At 64.1% G+C, this 23,298-nt stretch carries 19 protein-coding genes and 2 rRNA genes; 1 reads left to right on the plus strand and 20 read right to left on the minus strand.

Annotation, left to right across the window (positions count from 1 at the left end):
• Positions 1 to 31: 31 nt before the first annotated feature.
• The 3 genes from G6N37_RS12180 to murA all read right to left on the minus strand — a co-directional run bounded on the left by G6N37_RS12180 (position 32) and on the right by murA (position 6,569).
• Positions 32 to 3,132: ribosomal RNA gene (locus G6N37_RS12180) — 23S ribosomal RNA — on the minus strand.
• A gap of 282 nt (positions 3,133 to 3,414) precedes the next feature.
• Positions 3,415 to 4,944, minus strand: a 16S ribosomal RNA gene (locus tag G6N37_RS12185).
• Together the 16S and 23S rRNA genes form the textbook arrangement of a ribosomal RNA operon.
• Positions 4,945 to 5,315: 371 nt before the next feature.
• Positions 5,316 to 6,569: a UDP-N-acetylglucosamine 1-carboxyvinyltransferase gene (gene murA, locus G6N37_RS12190; RefSeq protein ID WP_163680499.1), complete on the minus strand. Its 1,254-nt coding sequence runs from the start codon at positions 6,567 to 6,569 to the stop codon at positions 5,316 to 5,318.
• A 171-nt stretch (positions 6,570 to 6,740) separates the two neighbouring features.
• Between murA and G6N37_RS12195 the strand changes: the two genes are divergently transcribed.
• Positions 6,741 to 7,325 (plus strand): cob(I)yrinic acid a,c-diamide adenosyltransferase, encoded by a 585-nt coding sequence (locus G6N37_RS12195; protein ID WP_163680502.1) that lies wholly within the window; start codon positions 6,741 to 6,743, stop codon positions 7,323 to 7,325.
• A gap of 14 nt (positions 7,326 to 7,339) precedes the next feature.
• Here G6N37_RS12195 and G6N37_RS12200 read toward each other — a convergent pair whose 3' ends face one another.
• From G6N37_RS12200 to thrB, 17 genes are all read right to left on the minus strand, one after another.
• Complete coding sequence (locus tag G6N37_RS12200; RefSeq protein ID WP_083170194.1) at positions 7,340 to 7,783, minus strand: DUF2550 domain-containing protein; 444 nt, start codon at positions 7,781 to 7,783, stop codon at positions 7,340 to 7,342.
• A 6-nt stretch (positions 7,784 to 7,789) separates the two neighbouring features.
• Complete coding sequence (locus tag G6N37_RS12205; RefSeq protein ID WP_163680505.1) at positions 7,790 to 8,155, minus strand: F0F1 ATP synthase subunit epsilon; 366 nt, start codon at positions 8,153 to 8,155, stop codon at positions 7,790 to 7,792.
• A 35-nt stretch (positions 8,156 to 8,190) separates the two neighbouring features.
• Positions 8,191 to 9,648, minus strand: a complete 1,458-nt coding sequence (gene atpD / locus G6N37_RS12210) for a F0F1 ATP synthase subunit beta (protein ID WP_163680508.1) — start codon at positions 9,646 to 9,648, stop codon at positions 8,191 to 8,193.
• Positions 9,649 to 9,666: 18 nt separating this feature from the next.
• On the minus strand, positions 9,667 to 10,572 hold the full coding sequence (locus tag G6N37_RS12215) for a F0F1 ATP synthase subunit gamma (RefSeq protein WP_163680511.1): 906 nt from the start codon (positions 10,570 to 10,572) through the stop codon (positions 9,667 to 9,669).
• A 6-nt stretch (positions 10,573 to 10,578) separates the two neighbouring features.
• Positions 10,579 to 12,243, minus strand: coding sequence for a F0F1 ATP synthase subunit alpha (gene atpA, locus G6N37_RS12220; RefSeq protein ID WP_163680515.1), 1,665 nt, complete (start codon positions 12,241 to 12,243; stop codon positions 10,579 to 10,581).
• A 58-nt stretch (positions 12,244 to 12,301) separates the two neighbouring features.
• A complete protein-coding gene (locus G6N37_RS12225; protein ID WP_163680518.1) occupies positions 12,302 to 13,642 on the minus strand; it encodes a F0F1 ATP synthase subunit B/delta in 1,341 nt (446 codons plus the stop codon).
• 6 nt (positions 13,643 to 13,648) lie between these two features.
• Positions 13,649 to 14,173: a F0F1 ATP synthase subunit B gene (locus G6N37_RS12230; protein ID WP_163680521.1), complete on the minus strand. Its 525-nt coding sequence runs from the start codon at positions 14,171 to 14,173 to the stop codon at positions 13,649 to 13,651.
• A gap of 9 nt (positions 14,174 to 14,182) precedes the next feature.
• Complete coding sequence (locus tag G6N37_RS12235) at positions 14,183 to 14,431, minus strand: F0F1 ATP synthase subunit C (RefSeq protein WP_024636915.1); 249 nt, start codon at positions 14,429 to 14,431, stop codon at positions 14,183 to 14,185.
• A gap of 84 nt (positions 14,432 to 14,515) precedes the next feature.
• Positions 14,516 to 15,271 carry a F0F1 ATP synthase subunit A gene (atpB, locus tag G6N37_RS12240; RefSeq protein ID WP_163680523.1) on the minus strand — a complete coding sequence of 252 codons (756 nt, stop codon included), beginning with the start codon at positions 15,269 to 15,271 and terminating at the stop codon, positions 14,516 to 14,518.
• On the minus strand, positions 15,264 to 15,728 hold the full coding sequence (locus G6N37_RS12245) for an ATP synthase subunit I (RefSeq protein ID WP_163680526.1): 465 nt from the start codon (positions 15,726 to 15,728) through the stop codon (positions 15,264 to 15,266). Before G6N37_RS12245 ends, atpB begins: the two co-directional genes overlap by 8 nt.
• 219 nt (positions 15,729 to 15,947) lie before the next feature.
• Entirely contained in the window at positions 15,948 to 17,177 is a 1,230-nt protein-coding gene (locus G6N37_RS12250) for a glycosyltransferase family 4 protein (RefSeq protein ID WP_163684953.1), read from the minus strand.
• Positions 17,178 to 17,205: 28 nt separating this feature from the next.
• Positions 17,206 to 17,865: an L-threonylcarbamoyladenylate synthase gene (locus G6N37_RS12255; RefSeq protein WP_163680529.1), complete on the minus strand. Its 660-nt coding sequence runs from the start codon at positions 17,863 to 17,865 to the stop codon at positions 17,206 to 17,208.
• Positions 17,858 to 18,706 (minus strand): peptide chain release factor N(5)-glutamine methyltransferase, encoded by an 849-nt coding sequence (prmC, locus tag G6N37_RS12260; protein WP_163680532.1) that lies wholly within the window; start codon positions 18,704 to 18,706, stop codon positions 17,858 to 17,860. The genes G6N37_RS12255 and prmC overlap by 8 nt, the downstream gene beginning before the upstream one ends.
• Positions 18,703 to 19,776: a peptide chain release factor 1 gene (prfA, locus tag G6N37_RS12265; RefSeq protein ID WP_163680534.1), complete on the minus strand. Its 1,074-nt coding sequence runs from the start codon at positions 19,774 to 19,776 to the stop codon at positions 18,703 to 18,705. Before prfA ends, prmC begins: the two co-directional genes overlap by 4 nt.
• A 103-nt stretch (positions 19,777 to 19,879) precedes the next feature.
• Positions 19,880 to 20,116, minus strand: coding sequence for a 50S ribosomal protein L31 (gene rpmE / locus G6N37_RS12270; protein ID WP_163680539.1), 237 nt, complete (start codon positions 20,114 to 20,116; stop codon positions 19,880 to 19,882).
• 141 nt (positions 20,117 to 20,257) lie between these two features.
• Positions 20,258 to 22,090 (minus strand): transcription termination factor Rho, encoded by a 1,833-nt coding sequence (gene rho / locus G6N37_RS12275; protein WP_163680542.1) that lies wholly within the window; start codon positions 22,088 to 22,090, stop codon positions 20,258 to 20,260.
• A 268-nt stretch (positions 22,091 to 22,358) separates the two neighbouring features.
• Positions 22,359 to 23,297 (minus strand): homoserine kinase, encoded by a 939-nt coding sequence (gene thrB, locus G6N37_RS12280; protein ID WP_163684954.1) that lies wholly within the window; start codon positions 23,295 to 23,297, stop codon positions 22,359 to 22,361.
• Position 23,298 lies beyond the last annotated feature (1 nt).

Here is a 23,298-nt window from a genome sequence, read left to right on the forward strand (position 1 = left end):
TCGCGGAAATGGAAAGTGGTTGCGATTGTGTGTTGGTAAGTTTTCGGCCGGTTAGTGCCAGTTCCCTGCACTCATTGCTGAGCTTCCAGGTCTGGCCTATCGATCCCGTGGTCTGCGGGGGGCCTTATCCCTCTAAAAGGGTGAGAAACCTGATCTTGGAGAAGGTTTCCCGCTTAGATGCTTTCAGCGGTTATCCTGTCCGAACGTGGCTATCCAGCGGTGCCCCTGGTGGGACAACTGGTATACCAGAGGTTCGTCCGTCCCGGTCCTCTCGTACTAGGGACAGGTTTCCTCAAGTTTCTGACGCGCGCGGCGGATAGAGACCGAACTGTCTCACGACGTTCTAAACCCAGCTCGCGTGCCGCTTTAATGGGCGAACAGCCCAACCCTTGGGACCTGCTCCAGCCCCAGGATGCGACGAGCCGACATCGAGGTGCCAAACCATCCCGTCGATATGGACTCTTGGGGAAGATCAGCCTGTTATCCCCGGGGTACCTTTTATCCGTTGAGCGACACCCCTTCCACTCGGGGGTGCCGGATCACTAGTCCCGACTTTCGTCCCTGCTTGACTTGTAAGTCTCGCAGTCAAGCTCCCTTGTGCACTTACACTCAACACCTGATTGCCGTCCAGGTTGAGGGAACCTTTGGGCGCCTCCGTTACATTTTAGGAGGCAACCGCCCCAGTTAAACTACCCGCCAGGCACTGTCCGTGAACCCGATAAGGGTTCGACGTTAGGTGTCCAATACGATCAGAGTGGTATTTCAACAACGACTCCGCCCCAACTGGCGTTGGGGTTTCACAGTCTCCCACCTATCCTACACAAACCGTACCGAACACCAATACCAAGTTGTAGTGAAGGTCCCGGGGTCTTTTCGTCCTGCCGCGCGTAACGAGCATCTTTACTCGTAGTGCAATTTCGCCGAGTCTATGGTTGAGACAGTTGGGAAGTCGTTACGCCATTCGTGCAGGTCGGAACTTACCCGACAAGGAATTTCGCTACCTTAGGATGGTTATAGTTACCACCGCCGTTTACTGGGGCTTAAATTCTCCGCTTCACCTTACGGTTAACGGGTCCTCTTAACCTTCCAGCACCGGGCAGGCGTCAGTCCGTATACATCGTCTTGCGACTTCGCACGGACCTGTGTTTTTAGTAAACAGTCGCTACCCACTGGTTTCTGCGGCCGAATCCCGCTCCCACCGCAAGGGTGTTCACGGTATTCCGGCCCCCCTTCTCCCGAAGTTACGGGGGCATTTTGCCGAGTTCCTTAACCATAGTTATCTCGTACGCCTTGGTATGCTCTACCTGACCACCTGTGTCGGTTTGGGGTACGGGCCGTGTGTGTGCTCGCTAGAGGCTTTTCTTGGCAGCAGAGGATCACCGAATTCACCTCAATCGGCTATGCATCACCTCTCAGGATTAATGAGCGACGGATTTGCCTATCGCTCTCCCTACGGGCTTGCCCCAGTATTACCACTGACTGGTACGGCTACCTTCCTGCGTCACCCCATTGCTTGACTACTACCAGCGAAGGTCCCACGCAGCCCCGAAACTCCATGCCCCCGAAGGGGAATGGTCGATCCGGTTTTGGGTGGTTAGTACCGCTGATTCGTCAGGGACGCCCACACACGGGTACGGGAATATCAACCCGTTGTCCATCGACTACGCCTGTCGGCCTCGCCTTAGGTCCCGACTCACCCTGGGCGGACTGGCCTGGCCCAGGAACCCTTGGTCTTACGGCGGGCAAGGTTCTCACTTGCCTTATCGCTACTCATGCCTGCATTCTCACTCCCCCAAACTCCACCACACGGTTACCCGGTAGCTTCGCTGCATGGGGGACGCTCCCCTACCCAACCTTACGGTTGCCGCGGCTTCGGCGGTGTGCTTGAGCCCCGCTACATTATCGGCGCACAATCACTTGACCAGTGAGCTATTACGCACTCTTTCAAGGGTGGCTGCTTCTAAGCCAACCTCCTGGTTGTCTTTGCGACTGCACATCCTTTTCCACTTAGCACACGCTTAGGGGCCTTAGCCGGCGATCTGGGCTGTTTCCCTCTCGACGTACGGAGCTTATCCCCCGCCGTCTCACTGCCACGCTATACACCACGGCATTCGGAGTTTGGCTGACGTCAGTAACCTAGTAGGGCCCATCGGCCATCCAGTAGCTCTACCTCCGTGGTGAAACACGTAACGCTGCACCTAAATGCATTTCGGGGAGAACCAGCTATCACGGAGTTTGATTGGCCTTTCACCCCTACCCACAGCTCATCCCCTCAGTCTTCAACCTAAGTGGGTTCGGGCCTCCACGCGGTCTTACCCGCGCTTCACCCTGGCCATGGGTAGATCACTCCGCTTCGGGTCCAGAACACGCCACTACACCCCAAAGGGGATGCGCCCTATTCAGACTCGCTTTCGCTGCGGCTACCCCGCACGGGTTAACCTCGCGACGTGTCCCTGACTCGCAGGCTCATTCTTCAAAAGGCACGCCATCACCCCACAAGGAGGCTCTGACGGATTGTAGGCACACGGTTTCAGGTACTCTTTCACTCCCCTCCCGGGGTACTTTTCACCATTCCCTCACGGTACTAATCCGCTATCGGTCATCGAGAAGTATTTAGGCTTACCGGGTGGTCCCGGCAGATTCACAGCAGATTCCACGGGCCCGCTGCTACTCGGGTGTTGATACAAGGTAGGTGCCGGGTTTTCGCGTACCGGGCTTTCACCGTCTACGGCGGGCCGTCCCAGGCCACTTCCGCTAACCACGACACTTTCTGACTACCCCTCAGCCAGGTAGAGCTGAGACATATCAATCCCACAACCCCGCACACACAACCCCTACCCGGTTATCCATGCATGCGGTTTAGCCTGTTCCGCGTTCGCTCGCCACTACTAACGGAATCACAATTGTTTTCTTCTCCTACGGGTACTGAGATGTTTCACTTCCCCGCGTTACCTCCCGCACCCTATATATTCAGATGCGGGTAACACGACATCACTCGTGCTGGGTTTCCCCATTCGGAAATCCTCGGATCAATGCTCGGTTGACAGCTCCCCGAGGCATATCGCAGCCTCCCACGTCCTTCATCGGCTCTCGATGCCAAGGCATCCACCATGCGCCCTTAAACACTTACTTACACACAAAAACCAAAGAAGAAATTACACATTTCAACGAACACGCCACCGTTGCCGGCAACGCATCCGTTTAGATGCTCGCAACCACTATCCAATTCTCAAACACCACACCCCACCACCAAGATGGAGGGACACCACGCGGACTGGCCGAGTGTTGTCTCAGGGCCCAATAGTGTGTCTGGCAATCATTTGCTGTTGCGCACCCGGCTCTCGCCCACTACAGGCGAGAACCCCTCACGGCTCGCACCCCACCAATTGGAGTGCTTTTCGTGGTGCTCCTTAGAAAGGAGGTGATCCAGCCGCACCTTCCGGTACGGCTACCTTGTTACGACTTCGTCCCAATCGCCGATCCCACCTTCGACAGCTCCCTCCCAAGGGTTAGGCCACTGGCTTCGGGTGTTACCGACTTTCATGACGTGACGGGCGGTGTGTACAAGGCCCGGGAACGTATTCACCGCAGCGTTGCTGATCTGCGATTACTAGCGACTCCGACTTCACGGGGTCGAGTTGCAGACCCCGATCCGAACTGAGACCGGCTTTAAAAGGATTCGCTTAACCTTGCGGCATCGCAGCCCTTTGTACCGGCCATTGTAGCATGTGTGAAGCCCTGGACATAAGGGGCATGATGACTTGACGTCATCCCCACCTTCCTCCGAGTTGACCCCGGCAGTCTCTCACGAGTCCCCGGCATTACCCGCTGGCAACATGAGACAAGGGTTGCGCTCGTTGCGGGACTTAACCCAACATCTCACGACACGAGCTGACGACAGCCATGCACCACCTGCACACAGGCCACAAGGGAACGCCTATCTCTAGACGCGTCCTGTGCATGTCAAACCCAGGTAAGGTTCTTCGCGTTGCATCGAATTAATCCACATGCTCCGCCGCTTGTGCGGGCCCCCGTCAATTCCTTTGAGTTTTAGCCTTGCGGCCGTACTCCCCAGGCGGGGTACTTAATGCGTTAGCTACGGCACGGATCCCAAGGAAGGAAACCCACACCTAGTACCCACCGTTTACGGCGTGGACTACCAGGGTATCTAATCCTGTTCGCTCCCCACGCTTTCGCTCCTCAGCGTCAGTTACTGCCCAGAGACCCGCCTTCGCCACCGGTGTTCCTCCTGATATCTGCGCATTCCACCGCTACACCAGGAATTCCAGTCTCCCCTGCAGTACTCTAGTCTGCCCGTATCGCCCGCACGCTCACAGTTAAGCCGTGAGATTTCACGAACAACGCGACAAACCACCTACGAGCTCTTTACGCCCAGTAATTCCGGACAACGCTCGCACCCTACGTATTACCGCGGCTGCTGGCACGTAGTTGGCCGGTGCTTCTTCTCCACCTACCGTCAATCCGAGAAACCCGGACCTTCGTCGATGGTGAAAGAGGTTTACAACCCGAAGGCCGTCATCCCCCACGCGGCGTCGCTGCATCAGGCTTGCGCCCATTGTGCAATATTCCCCACTGCTGCCTCCCGTAGGAGTCTGGGCCGTATCTCAGTCCCAGTGTGGCCGGACACCCTCTCAGGCCGGCTACCCGTCGTCGCCTTGGTAGGCCATCACCCCACCAACAAGCTGATAGGCCGCGGGCCCATCCCACACCGCAAAAGCTTTCCACCACAAGGCATGCGCCAAGTGGTCCTATTCGGTATTAGACCCAGTTTCCCAGGCTTATCCCGAAGTGCAGGGCAGATTGCCCACGTGTTACTCACCCGTTCGCCACTCGAGTACCCCCGAAGGGGCCTTTCCGTTCGACTTGCATGTGTTAAGCACGCCGCCAGCGTTCGTCCTGAGCCAGGATCAAACTCTCCAAACAAAATCTCCTCGCAAAACGAGGTGAATTTCAAATCAGAGAAAATCTGACCTAACAAAAAGACACCAAATAACTGGCATCAAAAATTGCCATACCCACACACGGGGAGTGCTAGGTATGGCCAAAAAAACAACAACAAAATAAAAAGACCAAACACACTATTGAGTTCTCAAACAACACTTGTTTCGCCCGTTTTGGGGCAACCCTGCCAGCTTAATACAAGTCAGGCAGTGGAGTCAACTCCCAGTTTTGGTCTTCCAGAGACCGTTTCGGGAGCAGCCGTGCCAGGCTAGTACCAATCCAGCGAGGGAGTCAAGCGCCCGGGGTGTCGACCGCCTGGTGTGGCGACCGGCCCTGCGGGGCACTGACTTTGGTTACTCTACCCGCTCGATCTCCGCTCCCAAAATCGCCAGGTTCTCGACGAACAACGGGTAGCCGCGATCGATGTGGAAGACGTCGTGAACCTCGGTGTCACCGTCGGCGACGAGGCCCGCCAGCACCAGGCCGGCACCGGCCCGGATGTCCGAACACCACACCGGGGCGCTCGACAATTGCGGCAGACCCCGCACGACGGCATGGTGGCCGTCGGTGCGGGCGTCGGCGCCCAGCCGGATCATCTCTTCGACGAAACGGAAGCGCGCCTCGAAAACGTTTTCCGTGATCATCGAGGTGCCGTCGGCGATCGAGGCGAGGGCGATGGCCATCGGCTGCAAATCCGTGGGAAACCCGGGGAACGGCAGGGTCGCCACGTTCACGGCCTTGGGGCGCTCGTACTGGGTGATCCGAAAGCTGTTGTCCGTCTGGGTGACCGTCGCGCCGGCGTCGTGCAGTTTGTGCAGCACCACCTGGAGGTGGGCCGGGTCGACGCCCGTCACCGAAATGTCGCCTCGGGTCATCGCTGCGGCTATGCCCCAGGTGGCGGCGACGATGCGGTCCCCGATGACCCGGTGTTCGGTCGGGTACAGCCGCGGTACGCCGGTGATGGTCATGGTCGGCGAACCGGCACCTTCGACCCGCGCGCCCATCTGGTTCAGCATGGTGCACAGGTCCACGACGTCGGGTTCGCGCGCCGCGTTGTGGATCGTGGTGACACCTTCGGCCACCACGGCGGCCATCAGGATGTTTTCGGTGGCTCCGACCGACGGAAATTCCAGCTGGATCTCCGCGCCGCGCAACGTGTCGGCCTGGGCGACCACGCAGCCGTGCTCGATGTTGCACTGGGCGCCCAGCTGGCGCAGGCCCGCCTGATGCATGTCCAGCGGGCGAGATCCGATCGCGTCGCCGCCCGGCAGCGCGACCCTCGCCCGCTTGCACCGGCCGACCAGCGGCCCGAGCACGCAGACCGACGCCCGGAACTGTCGCACCGCCGCGAAGTCGGCGTCGTATTTCGGCTCGTCGGGCGAGGTGATGCGCGCGACGTCGCCGTCGAGCTCGACGGTGGCGCCCAGGCCGCGCAAGACCTCCGCCATCAGCGGCACATCCAGGATGTCGGGGCAGTTGGTGATGGTGCTGGTGCCTTCGGCCAGCAGCGTGGCGGCCATCAGCTTGAGCACGCTGTTCTTGGCGCCCCCCACTGCGACTTCGCCGGACAACCGGTTTCCGCCGGTTACCACGAATCGCTCAGCCACCCGCGTCAGTCTAGTGAAGCGGTATCGGCTTGTCAGTCAGCCCGCTTGACGACGATCCGCTCCGCGGAGCGGAGCGGGGTGGGGGCACCCCCAGCCGCGATGCGGCTAGGGGGCGAGTCAAGCAGTCAGCCGAGGCACGGCCCTTTCCCGAGCCGCAGTACCGTCTTGCTCATGGCGATACACCTGACCCGCATCTACACGCGAACCGGTGACGACGGCACGACGGGATTGAGTGACTTCTCGCGAGTCTCCAAAACCGACCCCCGCCTGGTCGCCTACGCGGACTGCGACGAGGCCAACTCGGCGATCGGCGTCGCGATCGCCCTCGGTCAACCCGACGAGGAGATCGCCGGAGTGCTGCGGCAGATCCAGAACGACCTGTTCGACGCCGGCGCGGACCTGTCGACCCCGGTGGTGGAAAACCCCGAGTATCCGCCGCTGCGGGTCACCCAGCCCTACATCGACCGGCTCGAGGGCTGGTGTGACACATATAACGAGAACCTGCCGGCGCTGAATTCTTTTGTGCTGCCCGGTGGTTCACCGCTGTCGGCGCTGTTGCATGTCGCCCGCACCATCGTCCGTCGCGCGGAGCGCTCGGCGTGGGCGGCGGTGGAGGCTGCGCCGCAGCAGATCAACATCCTTCCGGCGAAGTACTTGAACCGCCTCTCGGATCTGCTCTTCATCCTGGCGCGCGCGGCCAATCCCGACGGCGACGTGCTCTGGAAGCCCGGCGGCGGCGCGCCGAGTGCGGGTTGACCCGCGGGCATGGACTAGACGCTGCGACGACGAGCGCGGGGTGACGGGCGGGACTCCAGCCAGGACAGGAAGGCGGTCAAAGCACCCTTGTCCAGCGCGATCTCGTAACCGGTCCGGCGATCCTGCGTCGTATCACGCAACTCCAGCACGACGATCTCGTCGGTCATGATGTCGAACTCGTCGCCGCGCGGCGCTCGGCGGGCGACGATCTCGACCCCCCTGCGGCTGAGTCGGCGGTCCGGCCACAAACGCAAGCTGGACAGCCGATAGAAGGCGGCCTCACCGCCGCGGTAACGGATCACGCCGTGGCGCCAGCCGTGACCTCCGACCGCGGGAATGTCGCGCATGATTCCCGCGGTGCCGCCCTGCCGCAGCTTCCACAACCGATAACTCAGCGCGACCACCGCGCCCGCCAGGACGACGACGAGCACGACCATGCCGATCATGGGCGCGCTCATCGGCCGTTAGTCGATCGCGCCGACGGCGCGCAATCTGCCGCGCCCCCGCGCCGCGATGCGTGGGTCGTCGGACTCCGAGTCCTCCCTGGCGGCGCTTTCGTCGATCTCGGACTCGAACGCGGCGGACTCGGCCAGGACGGTCACCGTCTGCTCGGTGACCGACAGGAAGCCACCTTCGATGGCTACCCGCAGATCGTCTTCGCCTTCGCGCTCGACGCGCACCATGGCGTCGTCGACCAACTGCGCGACGACCGGAATGTGCCGGGGCAGGATGCCGATTTCGCCCACGGTGGTGCGGGTGAACAAAAACGTTGCCTCACCCGACCAGATCTTCCGGTCGACGGCGACTATCTCGACGTTCAATTCGGCCATGCCACAGAGCCTTTCAGAGCCTTTTCGCTCACGCCTCAGGAATCCAGTTTGGCGCCGAAGCTTTCGGCTTTCTTGGCCAAGTCGTCGAGGCCACCGATCAAGAAGAACGCCTGCTCCGGTATGTGGTCGAAGTCGCCCTTGGTCAGCCGGTCGAACGCCTCGATGGTCTCCTTCAACGGCACCGTCGAACCCGGCTGGCCGGTGAACTGTTCGGCCGCCATCATGTTCTGCGAGAGGAACCGCTCGATGCGTCGCGCTCGTTGGACCAGCTGCTTGTCCTCTTCGGACAACTCGTCGATACCGAGGATCGCGATGATGTCTTGGAGGTCCTTGTAGCGCTGCAGGATTCGGATGACTTCCTGCGCCACCCGGTAGTGCTCGTCACCGACCACGCTCGGGTCGAGGATGGTCGAGCTCGAGGCCAGCGGGTCCACCGCGGGGAAGATGCCCTTGGAGAACACCGATCGCGACAGCTCGGTGGTGGCGTCCAGGTGCGCGAACGTGGTCGCCGGCGCCGGGTCGGTGTAGTCGTCGGCGGGCACGTAGACCGCCTGCATCGAGGTGATCGAGCGGCCTCGCGTCGAGGTGATGCGCTCCTGAAGCTCACCCATCTCGTCGGCCAGCGTGGGCTGGTATCCCACCGCGGAAGGCATACGGCCGAGCAGCGTGGACACCTCGGACCCGGCCTGGGTGAACCGGAAGATGTTGTCGATGAACAGCAGCACGTCTTGGCCGGCTTCGTCGCGGAACCACTCGGCCATCGTCAGCGCCGACAGGGCCACCCGCATACGGGTGCCGGGCGGCTCGTCCATCTGACCGAACACCAGCGCGGTGTCCTTGAGCACGTCAGCCTCTTTGAGCTCTACCCAGAGGTCGTTGCCCTCACGGGTGCGCTCCCCCACTCCAGCGAAAACCGAGGTACCGCCGAAGTTTCGGGCGATACGGTTGATCATCTCCTGGATCAGCACCGTCTTGCCCACGCCGGCGCCGCCGAACAGCGCGATCTTGCCGCCACGCACATATGGGGTGAGCAGGTCCACGACCTTGAGCCCGGTTTCGAGCATCTCGGTGCGGGGCTCGAGTTCCTCGAAGGGCGGCGGCTTGCGGTGGATCGACCAGTGCTCGAAGTCCTCGCCGTATCCCGGCTTGTCCAGGCAGTCGCCCAGCGCGTTGAAGACGTGCCCCTTGACCTCTTGGCCAACCGGAACCGAGATCGGCTTGCCGCTGTCCGTCACCTCGACGCCACGGACCAGGCCGTCGGTGGGCTGCAACGAAATGGTGCGAACCAGGTTGTCCCCGAGGTGCTGTGCGACCTCCAGGGTGAGGGTCTTCTTGAGCTCCTCGAACGTGATCTCGGCGTTGAGAGCGTTGAACAGTTCGGGCACGGATCCACGCGGGAACTCGACGTCGACCACGGGGCCGGTGATCCGTACGACACGGCCGCTGGTCTCGGAGTTGGCGGACTTTTCGGTCTTTTCGTCAGTAGCAGTCATTTTCTTCTTCCTCGTGCGCTACTTAGCGTCGGCGAGTGCGTTTGCACCACCGACGATTTCGCTGATCTCTTGGGTGATCTGAGCCTGCCGCTCGCGGTTCGCCATCAGCGTCAGCTCCTTGATCAGGTCGTCCGCGTTGTCGGTTGCCGACTTCATCGCTCGTTGGCGCGACGCGAGCTCCGATGCCGCCGATTCGAGTAGCGCGGCGTAGACGCGGGTGGTTACGTACCGCGGCAGTAGCGACTCGAAAAGCGTTGTCGCGTCCGGCTCGAACGAATACAGGGTGCGCACTTCCGGTTGGTCCTCGATGTACTCGACCACCAGGGGCGCGATCCGGTGCGCCGCGGCCGCCTGCGACATCATCGACTTGAACTCCGAGTAGACGATGTGCAGTTCGTCGACGCCCTGGTCGTCCTGCGACTCGTCGCCCGCACCCTTCATGAAGGCATCGACCAGGGTCGAAGCGATCTCCGCGGCGTTCTCGTACTGAGGTTGCTCGGAGAAGCCCGTCCATGAGTCGGTGATGTCCCAGTTGCGGAACTTGAAGTAGTTCAGCGCCTTCCGGCCCACCGTGTACACGACCGGCGTCTTACCTTCCTCCCGCAGCAGGGAGAACAGCTCCTCGGAGCGACGGAAGATGCTGGAGTTGTAGGCGCCGCACAGACCACGGTCGGACGACACCACCAGGACGCCGGCGCGCTTGGGTTCCTCCCGCTCGACCAACAGGGGGTGATCCAGGGCGGCTTCGGAAGACAGTGTCGTCAGCATCGCCGTGATCTGAAACGCGTAGGGCCTGGCGGCTTCCAGCCGGGCCTGCGCCTTTCCGATGCGCGATGTCGCAATCATCTCCTGGGCCTTGGTGATCTTCTTGATCGACCCCGCCGAACGGATCCGGCCGCGTAATTCGCGAAGTGTGGCAGCCATTGGTTGCTACTTCTTCTCTTTCTTTGCCTTCTTCTCCGGCGCCGGCTTCTTCACCTTCACCGACTCCTTCTCGAGGTCTTCTTCGTCCAGAGCCTCGACGTGCTCGTCGGGCACCACCGATCCACCGCCCGTGGCTGCGAAGCCCTTCTTGAACTTATTGATGATCTCGGTCAGCTGGTTCTCGGCCTCTTCGGGAAGCTTGCCGCTGTCACGGATACCGGCCAGGAACTTCTCCTCCGACGCCCGCATGTGGTCCAGCAACTCGGTTTCGAAACGCCTGACGTCCTCGACGGGCACGGAGTCCAGGTGACCTCCGGTGCCCAAGAAGATCGAAACCACCTGCTCCTCGACCGGCATGGGCTGATACTGCGGTTGCTTGAGCAGTTCGACGAGCCGCTCACCACGCTCCAGCTGCGCCTTGGACGTCGCGTCCAGGTCGGATGCGAAGGCCGCGAACGATTCCAGTTCGCGGTATTGCGACAGGTCCAGACGCAGCGAGCCGGCCACCTCTTTCATGGCCTTGATCTGCGCCGCACCGCCCACGCGGGACACCGACACACCGACGTTGATGGCCGGCCGCACACCCTGGTTGAACAGGTCGGACTCCAGGAAGCACTGACCGTCGGTGATCGAGATGACGTTGGTCGGGATGTAGGCCGAGATGTCGTTGGCCTTGGTCTCGATGATCGGCAGGCCGGTCAGCGAGCCACCACCGAGCTCGTCGGAGAGCTTCGCGCAGCGCTCCAACAGGCGCGAGTGCAGGTAGAACACGTCACCGGGGTAGGCCTCGCGGCCCGGCGGGCGACGCAGCAGCAGCGAGATCGCCCGGTATGCCTCGGCCTGCTTGCTCAGGTCGTCGAAGACGATCAGCACGTGCTTACCGTCGTACATCCAGTGCTGGGCGATCGCCGAACCCGTATACGGCGCAAGCCATTTGAATCCGGCCGAGTCGGACGCCGGGGCTGCCACGATGGTGGTGTAGTCCATCGCGCCACCCTCTTCGAGGGCTCGCCGGACCGACGCGATCGTGGTGCCTTTCTGACCGATGGCCACGTACACGCAGCGGACCTGCTTGCGCTCGTCGCCGCTCTCCCAGTTCCCCCGCTGGTTGAGGATGGTGTCGACGCACACCGCGGTCTTGCCGGTCTTGCGGTCGCCGATGATCAGCTGCCGCTGGCCTCGGCCGATCGGCGTCATCGCGTCGATGGCCTTGATGCCGGTCTGCAGCGGTTCGCTGACGCTTTGCCGCTGCACCACCGACGGCGCCTGGATCTCCAGCGCGCGGCGGATATCGGTCTCGATGTCGCCCCGACCGTCGATGGGCTGGCCGAGCGGATTGACAACCCGGCCCAGGAATGCGTCGCCGACGGGGACGGACAAGACCTCCCCGGTGCGCTTGACCTGTTGCCCCTGTTCGATTTTCTCGAAGTCACCCAGGATCACCGCGCCGATGCTGTGCTCGTCGAGGTTCAGGGCGACGCCGAGAACTCCGCCCGGAAACTCGAGCAGCTCCTGCGTCATGACGGAGGGCAAGCCTTCGACGTGCGCGATGCCGTCACCGGCGTCGACGACGGTACCGACCTCTTCGCGTGAGGTGTCGGAGGTGAAAGAGCCTACATACTCCTCGATGGCGCTTTGGATGTCATCAGCGGAGATTGTCAACTCGGCCATGGCGTTTCGTCTTCCTACTTGATCGCGGTTCGCGTGTGCTTTGTGATGATGGTTGGTGTCAGTCGGGCAAGTGCGCCTGGGCCGCGGCAAGGCGAGAAGCGAGTGTCCCGTCAATCACTTCGTCGGCCACGGAGATGAGCAGCCCGCCCAGCTGTTCGTCGGAGACCTGCAGCTGCACCGTCACCGGGTGGCCGTAGATACGGCCGAGCACGTCGGTGAGGCGAGACCGCTGGGCATCGCTGAGTTCGGCCGCAGCACTGACTTGTGCGACGATCTCGCCGCGACGTGCCACGGCGACCTCCGCCAAGAACTGGACGGCCTCCTCGGCCGACTCACCTCTGAGCAGTTGGACGGTCTGGGTCAGCAGCGCGACCACGATCGGATCGACTCTGTCGCTCGCGCTGTCAAGCACCTTGCGCAGCAGGCTGATTCGGCCTTCTATCGGTACGCCATAGTCGCCCAACAAGATGGCGAGCCGTGGCTGTGCGTCCAAGATGCGGGAGAACCGGAACAACTGGTCTTCCACGTCGTCGATCTTGTTCTCACGTTCGGCGACTTCGAGCAGCGCCTGGCGCGAGATGTGCTCGATGGCGGCCGCCAGATCGGAGTTGGCCGACCAACGCTCCGAGACGGCCAGCCGCAAGACCTCGAGCGTGGCGTCGGCGACCTTGCCGGAGACCAGCCGCTCGATCAACTGGATCCGGGGCGCCGCATCCTCGGCGGCCAAGGTCAGATACCGGGTGACGACGATCTCGCGGTCCAGCATCTCGGCCACCGAAACGAGCTCGGCCGACAGATTGGAAAGAGCTTTGCTGTCAAGGTCTTTCGCTATCTCAGTGAACCCCTCCGACAGCCCGGCCACCGCCGCGCGACTGGCGGAGCGCATCTTCGCCAGAAGCGGATATTGGACCTCCGCGGGCGCGGGGGCCATCGCTTCGAGGTCGTCCAGGAACCGGTCGACGGTAGCCGACTGCTGCGCCGGATCGGCGACGAAGTTGCGCACCAATTCGCCCGCCTGCCGCACCGCTTCGTGGCCGAGCTCCAGGCGGAGCTGGCGGCTCAGCTGCGTGCGCAGCAGGTCGACCTGCCGGCCGCCCTGTGCGGTGATGCGTTCGGCCTCGGACTCGGACTGGGTTCGGAACTGTTCGGCGATCCGGCCCGCGTCCGTCTGGGCCTCTTCGACGAGCCGTTCCGCCTCGGTCTTGGCGGATTCCACGGCTTGGCTGTGGGCCGTGGTGGACTCGCTCAGCCGATCGGCCGCCGCCGCAGCGTCTTTCAGCTGCTGGCGCACGGCGTCTTGACGAGCGGCCATCAGACGACGCACCGGCGGCACGACGTACCGCACGACCAGGAAAACAATGGCCGCGAAACCGATCAACTGCCCGATGAAAGTCGACATACGCGATTACCGTCCAGACTTCCCGGTGGCGGAGGTGGCCGGGGCCACGTCGACACCGAGGATCCGGCTGGCCAGCGTCGCCGACATGGCCGCCACGTTGGCGCGCAGATCCAGTTCCACGGCGTCTCTCTCCCGCTTCAATTGCTCGGAGGCCATTTGCAACGTCGACATCACCTGTTGCTCGGCACGGGCGCGCGCGTCTTCGATCAGCTTACGGCCCTCGGCGCGGGCATTGTCGCGCAACGACGACGCCTGAACCCGCGCTTCCGTCAGGGCTTCTTCGTAGTCGGCCTTGGCGGCGTCGAACTGTTCGCCCGCCTTCTTGTTGTCGGCGACTGTCTTGGCGACCATGGCGTCACGCTCACGCAGCACCCGCATGACGGGCGGCACGACGAACGTGCCGATGACGGCCAGCACGATCAGGAAGATCGCCAGCACGAAGAAGAAAGTGCCGTTCGGAACGAGGAAGTTGTTGCCTCCCTCGGCTACCACCTGGCTGGATGCCAGAACGCTCAGGCTCGCGTCACCCATCACGGCGCGTTAGGTGCCGACGGGTGTGGCGAAGACGAACAGCGCCATGAACGCCAGGTTGATGAAGTAGGCCGCCTCGACCAGACCGACGGTGATGAAGAACGGCGTGAACAGCCGGCCTTGCGCCTCGGGCTGGCGGGCGATGCCGGAGACCAGCGCGTTACCGGCGATACCGTCACCGATACCGGCGCCGATCGCGCCGCCGCCCATGATGAGTCCACCGCCGATGAGTGCAGCGGCAGCGACTTGGGGGTCCAGAGCCATTCTTATCCTCCTTGATAGCTGGTAGCGGTCTACCAGGCCTCTGTAATGGTGCGTGGGACAAAACAATTCATCGCGGTCTCAGTCATGATGTTCCTCGATCTCCATGGCTTGGCTGAAGTAGAGGATGGTCAAGATTGAGAAGATGAACGCCTGGATCGCCCCGACGAACAGGTCGAAAGCCTTCCAGATGGCGTTGGGTGCCCACATGATGTACGGCGGGAAGAGCGCGATCAACGCGACCAGGATGCCGCCGGCGAAGATGTTGCCGAAAAGTCGGAGCGACAACGAGATCGGCTTGGCGAGTTCTTCGACGAGGTTGATCGGCGCCAGGAACGCCACGTGACCTTTGAGCACGGCGAGCGGGTGGCCGACGATGCCTCGGCGCCAGATGCCGGCCACGTGGTAGCAGACGAACACGAAGAGGGCCAGCGCCAGGACGTAGTTGATGTCGGCGGCCGCCGACTTCAGCAGCTCGGTGGTGTGCCCGGACTTGTCGGTGTATTGCAGCGGAAGCACCGACAGCCAGTTGGAGATCAGGATGAACACGAAAATGGTGACGGCCAACGGCAACACGAACGGCGCGATCCGCATGCCGACCGCGGCCTCGATCTGATCGCGCATCTGGACGGTGATGGCCTCCCAGAACAACTGGACGCCACTGGGAACGCCGGTCGACGTGATTTTCGCGCGCAGGAAGAACGCCAGTGCGAGCACGATCACCGCGGCGATCCCGGTCGACAGGATGGTGTCGGTGTTCACGGTCAGCCCCAGCCATTTGGCCTGGTGGTGTTCTCCAACCTCGATCGCGGCGGCCAGGAACGTCGTCTCAGTCATCGCTGCTGCTTCTTCCTTCCGTTCCGTCCGATCCCGCTATCACGCCGCCGCCGGCGCGCAACTTCTTCCACACCGGAAGCGCCGTCGACGCCACCAACACGATCTGGAAGAGCGCCAATCCGAACACGACGCCCAGGCCGGCGGGCCGGAAGATGTAGGCGATGATCAGCCCGACGACGGTGATGATGGCCAGGCGGGTGGCCGAGTTCAGCGCCATCGTGCTTTTCAGTGGATGCTCTTTCGCGGTGATCGACGCGACCGAACGACGCACCAAAAGGGCGTTGAGCAAACCAAGCAGCAACCCGACGCCGAAGAACACCCCGACCATCGGATGACCGGTCAAGCCGGCGGTGACGATTGCGACGGCGGTAATCGCGATGCTGAGGACGAACAGGCGGACCGGGCGGAACGCAACAGAGGGAAACACCAACGGCGCGTCCTGCGCTGGTGTCGTCACTGCAGCACCTCAATCCCAAGTTGGTGGAGCGGGAGTCCCCCGACCGACTGATCGGTGGCCCGCCGAGCGTATCGCACGTCACAGTGGAATCGCCCAAGGGGTATCTCCCGACGCGAGTCCTCCGCCGACCCACTCGGATCTGCGTCCGATGGACCGGCAATTTGTGCGGCTTTTTGGGGCTCTACCTGCACCGTACCACATGGCGAAGCACCACTACTACTAGCTGTCGTAGTCCTCGTCCTCGTAGTCGTCGCGCCGGCGCATGAGCGGGATCGCCGTCGCGATCCCGGCGACCACTATGGCCCCCAGCATCACCGCCGCGGTGTGACGAGGGTTGAAGAAGATCGTGCTGGCCGCACCGAACGCGACGATGCCCACCCAGAGATAGATCAGCAACACCACCCGGCGGTGGGAATGACCGATCTGCAGCAACCGGTGGTGCAGATGCATCTTGTCGGGGCTGAAGGCGCTGCGGCCCGCGCGGGTGCGGCGCACGATCGCCAGCAGCAAATCGAGCATCGGCACGAACATGACCGCCACCACCAGAAGGAACGGCGACAGCAGGGCGAACACGTCCCGCGCACCGTAGGCGTTTTGCGAGACGGGCCCCGCGGCGGTGGTCGAGGCGGCGGCGAGCATGAGGCCGATCAGCATCGAGCCGGAATCACCCATGAAGATCTTGGCGCGATGGAAGTTGTGCGGCAGGAAGCCCAGACACGCCCCCGCGAGCACCACGGAGATCACGGCAGGCGGATAGAAGAGAACATCGCCGCCGTGATCGCGCAGCAGCCCGACCGAGAACATGCAGATCGCCAGCGCGGTGATCAGCCCAAGCCCGGCCGCCAGTCCGTCGAGCCCGTCGACGAAGTTCATCGCGTTGACAATGGACACCGTCAGCGCCAGCGTGAGCAGGATCGACGAGGCCTGGTCCAGCACGATGGTGCCGACACCGCCGATCGGGATGTAGAGGACGCTCCACGCGACGCCCATGGTGACCAGCACGCTGGCCGCGGTGATCTGCCCCGCAAACTTCGTCAGGGCGTCGAGCCCCCACCGGTCGTCGATGAGGCCGATGCCCATGATGACTGCGCCGGCCACCAGCACCGCAGGCATGCCCGTCGAGTAGACGAATCCCCGGGTGAGCGCGGGCAGTTGGGAGGCCAGGAATACCGCCGAGACGACGCCGAGAAACATCGCCAATCCGCCCATGCGCGGCGTCGGGTTCACGTGTACGTCGCGTTCCCGTGGATAGGCGACCGCGCCCAGCCGGGTGGCGAGCACCCGCACGGGACCGGTCGCGAAGTAGGTGATGATCGCCGCGGTCAATCCCACGAGCGCAAGCTCGCGCAGCGGGACACCGGCACCACGGTCAGCCAGCGCGAGCAAACCGCTGGCAAGGTTGGCTAGACCGCCGGCCGGGTCGCTGGACACGTCGAGACCGTACTGCACCAACCTGGCAACGGGGGAACCGCTCTGGTTAGGCCTGGGCGGTCAGGCTTTCGGGATCCACGCCGAGGACCTCCGCGATCCGGTCGGCGCTGACCGGGCCGGGCCGCAGGATGCGCGGGGCCGGGCCGGTCAGGTCGACGATCGTGGAGGCGGCCTGCTGCTCGGCCGTCCCCGCGTCGAGGTAGACATCGACGAGATCACCGAGCTGATTTCGGGCCTCGCCGGCATCCACCGCGGGCGGGCGGCCGGAGACGTTCGCGCTGGACACCGCCATGGGCCCCACTTCACGCAACAGCTCGATCGCGACCGGGTGCAGCGGCATCCGCAGCATCACGGTGCCGCGGGCGTCGCCGAGGTCCCATTGCAGCGACGGCGCCTGCGTCACCACCAGGCTCAGCGCGCCCGGCCAGAACGCGCGGATCAGGTCGCGGGCCCCGCCCGGCATCGTGTAGACCAGGCCCTCGATGGTGTGCCAGGAGCCGACCAGCACACCGACCGGCATGTCCCGGCCTCGCCCCTTCGCCGACAGCAGCGCGGCCACCGCGGCGCTGTTGAAGGCGTCGGCGCCGATGCCGTAGACGGTGTCCGTCGGCATGACGACCAGTCGGCCGCCCTTGAGGGCCCCGGCCGCCGAGGCGATTCCACGCGAACGCTGGCCGGGATCGGCGCAGTCGAAGACTTCAGCCATCCGCGCCGCTCCTGCGGGCGGTGACGAATCTCGGCCGGCCGGCCAGGTCGTGGCGGGCCTGGACGTCTTCGAAAAGCCCGGTCTTGCAGACCAATTCGGCGGTTTCCGACGGCGTGGTGTCGTCATGCTCGACGGCGAAGATGCCGCCCGGACGAAGCCAGCGTCCGGCCAGCCGGACGATGGGCGCGATCACCGCCAGCCCGTCCGGCCCGCCGAACACGGCGTGGTGTGGATCGTGTTGAGCGACTTCAGGTTCCACAACGGCGACATCGGGCACATAGGGCGGGTTGGCCACCACCGCGTCGACAGCGCCGTCGAGCTCGGGCAGCAGCGTGGCCTCGGTGACGTCGGCGTGGACGAATTCGACGCCGGTGCCCGCACCGTTGCGGCGCGCATACCCCAGGGCCACATCGGAGTCATCGATGCCGATGATTCGCGCGGCGGGGTGCTCGTGGGCCAGCGCCACCGCCAACGCGCCCGAACCGGTGCACAGGTCGACGATGACGGGCCGGGCAGGGAGGCGCTGTTCGGTGACCCACGCGAACAGGGCTTCGGTCTCCGGGCGCGGTATGAAGACGCCGGGGCCGACGTGCAGCGCCAGCGGTCCGAAGGCCGCCGTGCCGGTGAGGTGCTGCAGCGGCACCCGTCGGGAACGCGCGGCCACGACGTCGCGGTAACGACCCGGGAAGTCGGCGCCGATCGACCCCAGCAGGCCCAGCCGACCCCGCTCGGTGCCGGCCACATGCGCGGCCAACTCCTCGGCATCCCAACGCGCGGAGTCGATCCCCGCTTCGGCGAGCGTCGCCGCAGCGGAGTCGATCGCGCGCCGCAAGGCACTCATGCCTGTTGCAGCCGTGCCTGTTTGTCGGCGGCGCCCAACGCGTCGAACATCGCGTCGAGGTCGCCGTCGAGTACCTGATCGAGGTTGTGTGCCTTGAAACCGATCCGGTGATCGGTGATCCGGTTCTCCGGGAAGTTGTAGGTGCGGATCCGCTCGCTGCGGTCCACGGTCCGGATCTGGCTGGCGCGGTCGGCCGACGCGTCGGCCAGCGCCTGTTCTTCGGCCAGCGCTTGCAAGCGCGCGGCCAGCACCTGTAGCGCGCGCGCCTTGTTCTGCAGCTGCGAGCGTTCGTTCTGGCAGGTGACCACGATGCCGGTGGGCAGGTGCGTGATCCGCACCGCGGAGTCGGTGGTGTTCACCCCCTGGCCGCCCTTGCCGGACGAGCGGTACACGTCGATGCGCAGATCGGACTCGTCGATCTGCACCTCGCCCACTTCTTCGGGTTCGGGGTAGACCAGGACGCCGGCCGCCGAAGTGTGCACGCGGCCTTGGGATTCCGTCACCGGGACGCGCTGCACCCGGTGCACGCCGCCCTCGAACTTCATCCGGGACCACACCCCGTCGGGCGAGTCGCCCTTGCTGGCGATGGACAGCGTCGCGTCCTTGTAACCGCCGAGGTCCGACGTGGTTTCGTCGAGGACGGTCACCGTCCAGCCGTGCCGCTCGGCATAGCGGATGTACATCCTGGCCAGATCCGCGGCGAACAACGCCGATTCCTCGCCGCCCTCACCCGATTTGACTTCGAGAACGATGTCGTCGGGGTCATGCGGGTCGCGCGGCGCGAGCATGTCGGTCAGTTGGGTGTCCAATTCGGCGACCCGTGCCTGAAGTTCGGTGACCTCGTCGGCGAACGACTCGTCGTCGGCGGCCAGCTCACGCGCGGTCTCCAAGTCGCCCCGCGCGGACTCCAGCTTGCGGTAGGTGGCCACGATCGGGGCCAGCCGGGCGAACCGGCGGCCGGCCTTGCGCGCCTCGGCGGGATTGGTGTGCAAGTCGGGATCCGCCAGCCGTCGCTCGAGCTCGGCGTGTTCGGCCAGCAGCACATCAATCGTCTGCACCGGCTGCGTCACGTGTCACCTCCTGTCCCGTTCAGCCCCCGCGCTCTCGTTGCCGCAAACGCAAACCGACGCCCGGCCTGTGCTTTCTCGCACAGTTCGGGCGTCGGCAACGCAGCTATTTGTCGGTGTTGTCCGTCGCGGCGCCTTTGCGCTTGCCGTAACGCTTCTCGAAGCGGGCCACCCGGCCGCCGCTGTCGAGAATCTTCTGCTTGCCGGTGTAGAACGGGTGGCACTGCGAGCACACCTCGACGACGATGTTGCCGCCCGGCTTGGTGCTGCGGGTGGTGAAGGTGTTCCCACACCCGCAGTGCACGGTGGTCTCCCCGTAGGCGGGGTGAATGTCAGTTTTCATGCTGTCCTCTTCGATCTAGTCGAGCACCGATTATGCCAGGTCAACCATTGCTCTCCCAAAACAATGGGGTGCCCCTCGGCATTCCCGGCGTACGTGGTTCAAGTGTCGCGATGACGCCCCGCGCCGAGGAACTGGGTTCGGTCAGTCGTTGTCCATGGATCCCGGTGTGGTCTTGGAGACCTGCACCAGGAACTCGTAGTTGGTCTTCGTCTTGCGCAACTGCGACATCAGCAGGTCGATGGCCTGGTGGGAATCCAGACCCGACAGCACCCGGCGCAGCTTGTGCACGATGCCGAACTCGTCCGGCGACAGCAACAGCTCGTCCTTACGGGTGCCGGAGGGGTTCACGTCGACCGCCGGGAAGACCCGCCGCTCGGAGATCTTGCGATCCAGTTTCAGCTCGGCGTTACCGGTGCCCTTGAACTCCTCGAAGATGACGGTGTCACCGGTGGACCCGGTCTCGACCATCGCGGTGGCGATGATCGTCAGCGACCCGCCTTCCTCGATGTTTCGGGCGGCACCCAGGAACCGCTTCGGCGGGTACAGGGCGGTGGAGTCGACACCACCGGACAGGATCCGGCCCGACGCGGGCGACGCGTTGTTGTAGGCGCGGCCCAGGCGGGTGATCGAGTCGAGCAGCACCACGACGTCCTTGCCCTGCTCGACCAGGCGCTTGGCCCGTTCGATGGCCAGCTCGGCGACCGAGGTGTGGTCCGATGGCGGCCGGTCGAAGGTCGAGGCGATGACCTCACCCTTGACCGAGCGCGTCATGTCGGTGACCTCCTCGGGCCGCTCATCGACGAGCACGACCATGAGGTGGCATTCCGGGTTGTTCCGGGTGATCGCGTTGGCGATGTCCTGCAGGATCGTCGTCTTACCCGCCTTGGGCGGCGACACGATCAGGGCGCGCTGGCCCTTACCGATCGGCATGATCAGGTCGATGACCCGGGTGGTCAACCGGTCGGGTGTGGTTTCCAGGCGAAGCCGCTGATTGGGGTAGAGCGGCGTCAGCTTGCTGAAGTCCGGGCGCTTCTTCGCGTCCTCGACCGGACCGCCGTTGACGCTGTCCAGGCGGACCAGCGGATTGAACTTCTGGCGCTGGTTGGGCTGTTCGCCGTCCTTCGGCACGCGAACCGCACCGGTCACGGCGTCACCGCGGCGCAGGCCGTTCTTGCGCACCATGTTCATCGACACGTAGACGTCGTGCGGGCCGGCCAGGTAGCCGGAGGTGCGGACGAACGCGTAATTGTCGAGGACGTCAAGGATTCCGGCGACCGGCTGCACGACGTCGTCTTCCCGCAGCTCGGTGTCGCCGCCCTCGCCGGAGCGCTCACCGCGCCGCCTGCGGTCGCGGAAGCGGCGGCCGCGCCGGCCCTGACGGCCCTCGCCGTCGTCGTCCTGCTGGTTCGAGCCGCCACGGGATTGCTGGCCGCCCGAGCCCTGCTGGTCGCCGCTCTGGTCGCTCCCGCCGTCCTGGCCGCGCTCGTCGCCCCGGTTCTCGCGTTTGCCGCCCTGGCGGGTGTCGTCCTCGCGGGTGGCCGCGCCCTCACGGTTGCGTGGCCGCTCGCCATCCGCATCGTCGCCGGTGCGGGCCGACCCCGGCTCGCGGGAGGCGCTGCGCCGTTCGCGGCGGGGGGCCTCGGTCGTCGAACCGTTCTGGTGGTCCTGGGCGGGCGGTGCGTCAGCGCCGGCGGCGTCGGACTTGCCACTGTCCTCGGGGGCGGCAGGGGCCGATGTCCCGTTGGATTGTCCCCTGATTTCCTTTATGGCGGCGATGAGTTCGTTCTTGCGCATGCCCGACGTCCCCTTGACGCCGACCTGGTTAGCCAGCGCGCGCAGTTCGGGAAGCACCATGGTTGACAGAGAGCCAACCGGGGCATCGGTTTTGACGTCGGATGTGTCTGGGGTCACGGCGTTCGGCACGTCATTGCTGTCGGCGCTCGCGTCAGCCGTGAACAGGTCCGTATCGGTCACGGAGTTCCTTTCTTCCCCCGCTGATCAGGTCATTCGGGGGGTTCGTTGCATTCAGCCAAATTTGCCGAGTGCACCCAATCATCGACTCTGCAACGGTGATCGCCTCAGTCGGCGGAGTAGGCGGCGAACCTCGTTCACGAGAAGAATTGGTGTTGTCCTAGCGGCAAGGCAGTATTTATGCAGATGCAGATGCTGCGATTGCTGGACGGGTCCGAGGATAGCCCGCATCCTTGTCGGAAGCAAGCAAACCCTCCGGCCACGCTGTGGATCAACCGGGGACTTTGACTCCCGGGCTCCAGCGAACTCGTTCGCCGGCGGTCATCTCAGTGAGGGCAAATCCGTTCGTGGCCCCGTACTCCACCACTTCCGCAGGCAACTCCGGCTCCGTGCTCAGCGCGATCAGTGCCGGACCGGCCCCCGAAAGTGTCGCTGCCACGTTATTACGCCGAAGCAGCCGCAAATATTCCGCGGAGGCCGGCATCGCCGGCGCGCGCTGCGGTTGGTGAAGCACATCCTCGGTGGCCGGCATGAGCAGGTCCGGGCGGTCGGTCAGCGCTACCACCAGCAAGGCCGCGCGGCTGACGTTGAACCGGGCGTCGTCGTGGCTGACGTGGGCGGGCAGCAGCACCCGGGTTTCCGCGGTCAGGGAGCGCTCCTGGGGTATCGCGCAGTACAGGTGGATGTCGGGGTGGAGCCGCACCGACACCGCCGAATACCGGGGCCGGTCGCCGGAGTTGTCGATCCAGGACACGATCGCACCGCCGAGCACCGCGGCCGCGGCGTTGTCGGGATGACCCTCGAACTCCGAGGACAGCTGGATCAGCTGCGCGTCGCTCAACGGTTCCGACGAATCCACCTGTGCCACAAGGCCATTCGCGGCAGCCAGGCCACCGACCACGGCGGCGGCGGACGAACCCAGCCCGCGGGAGTGCGGGATGGCGTTGCGGCAGCGAACCACCAGGCCCGCGGCGCGGACGCCCATGGCCCGCAGGCCGCATTCGACGGCGCGCACCACCAGGTGTTCGGGGCCCAGCGGTACCTGCTCGGCGCTCTCCCCCTCGACGAGCACGACCAGGCCGGAATCCGTTGTCTCCACGACGATCTCGTCGCTCAGGCTCAACGCCAGACCGATGCTGTCGAAACCGGGACCGAGGTTGGCGCTGGACGCCGACACCACGGCGCTGGCCACCAGCCCGGCGGGCAGCAGC

This window comes from Mycobacterium seoulense (assembly GCF_010731595.1).
Lineage (GTDB): Bacteria > Actinomycetota > Actinomycetes > Mycobacteriales > Mycobacteriaceae > Mycobacterium > Mycobacterium seoulense.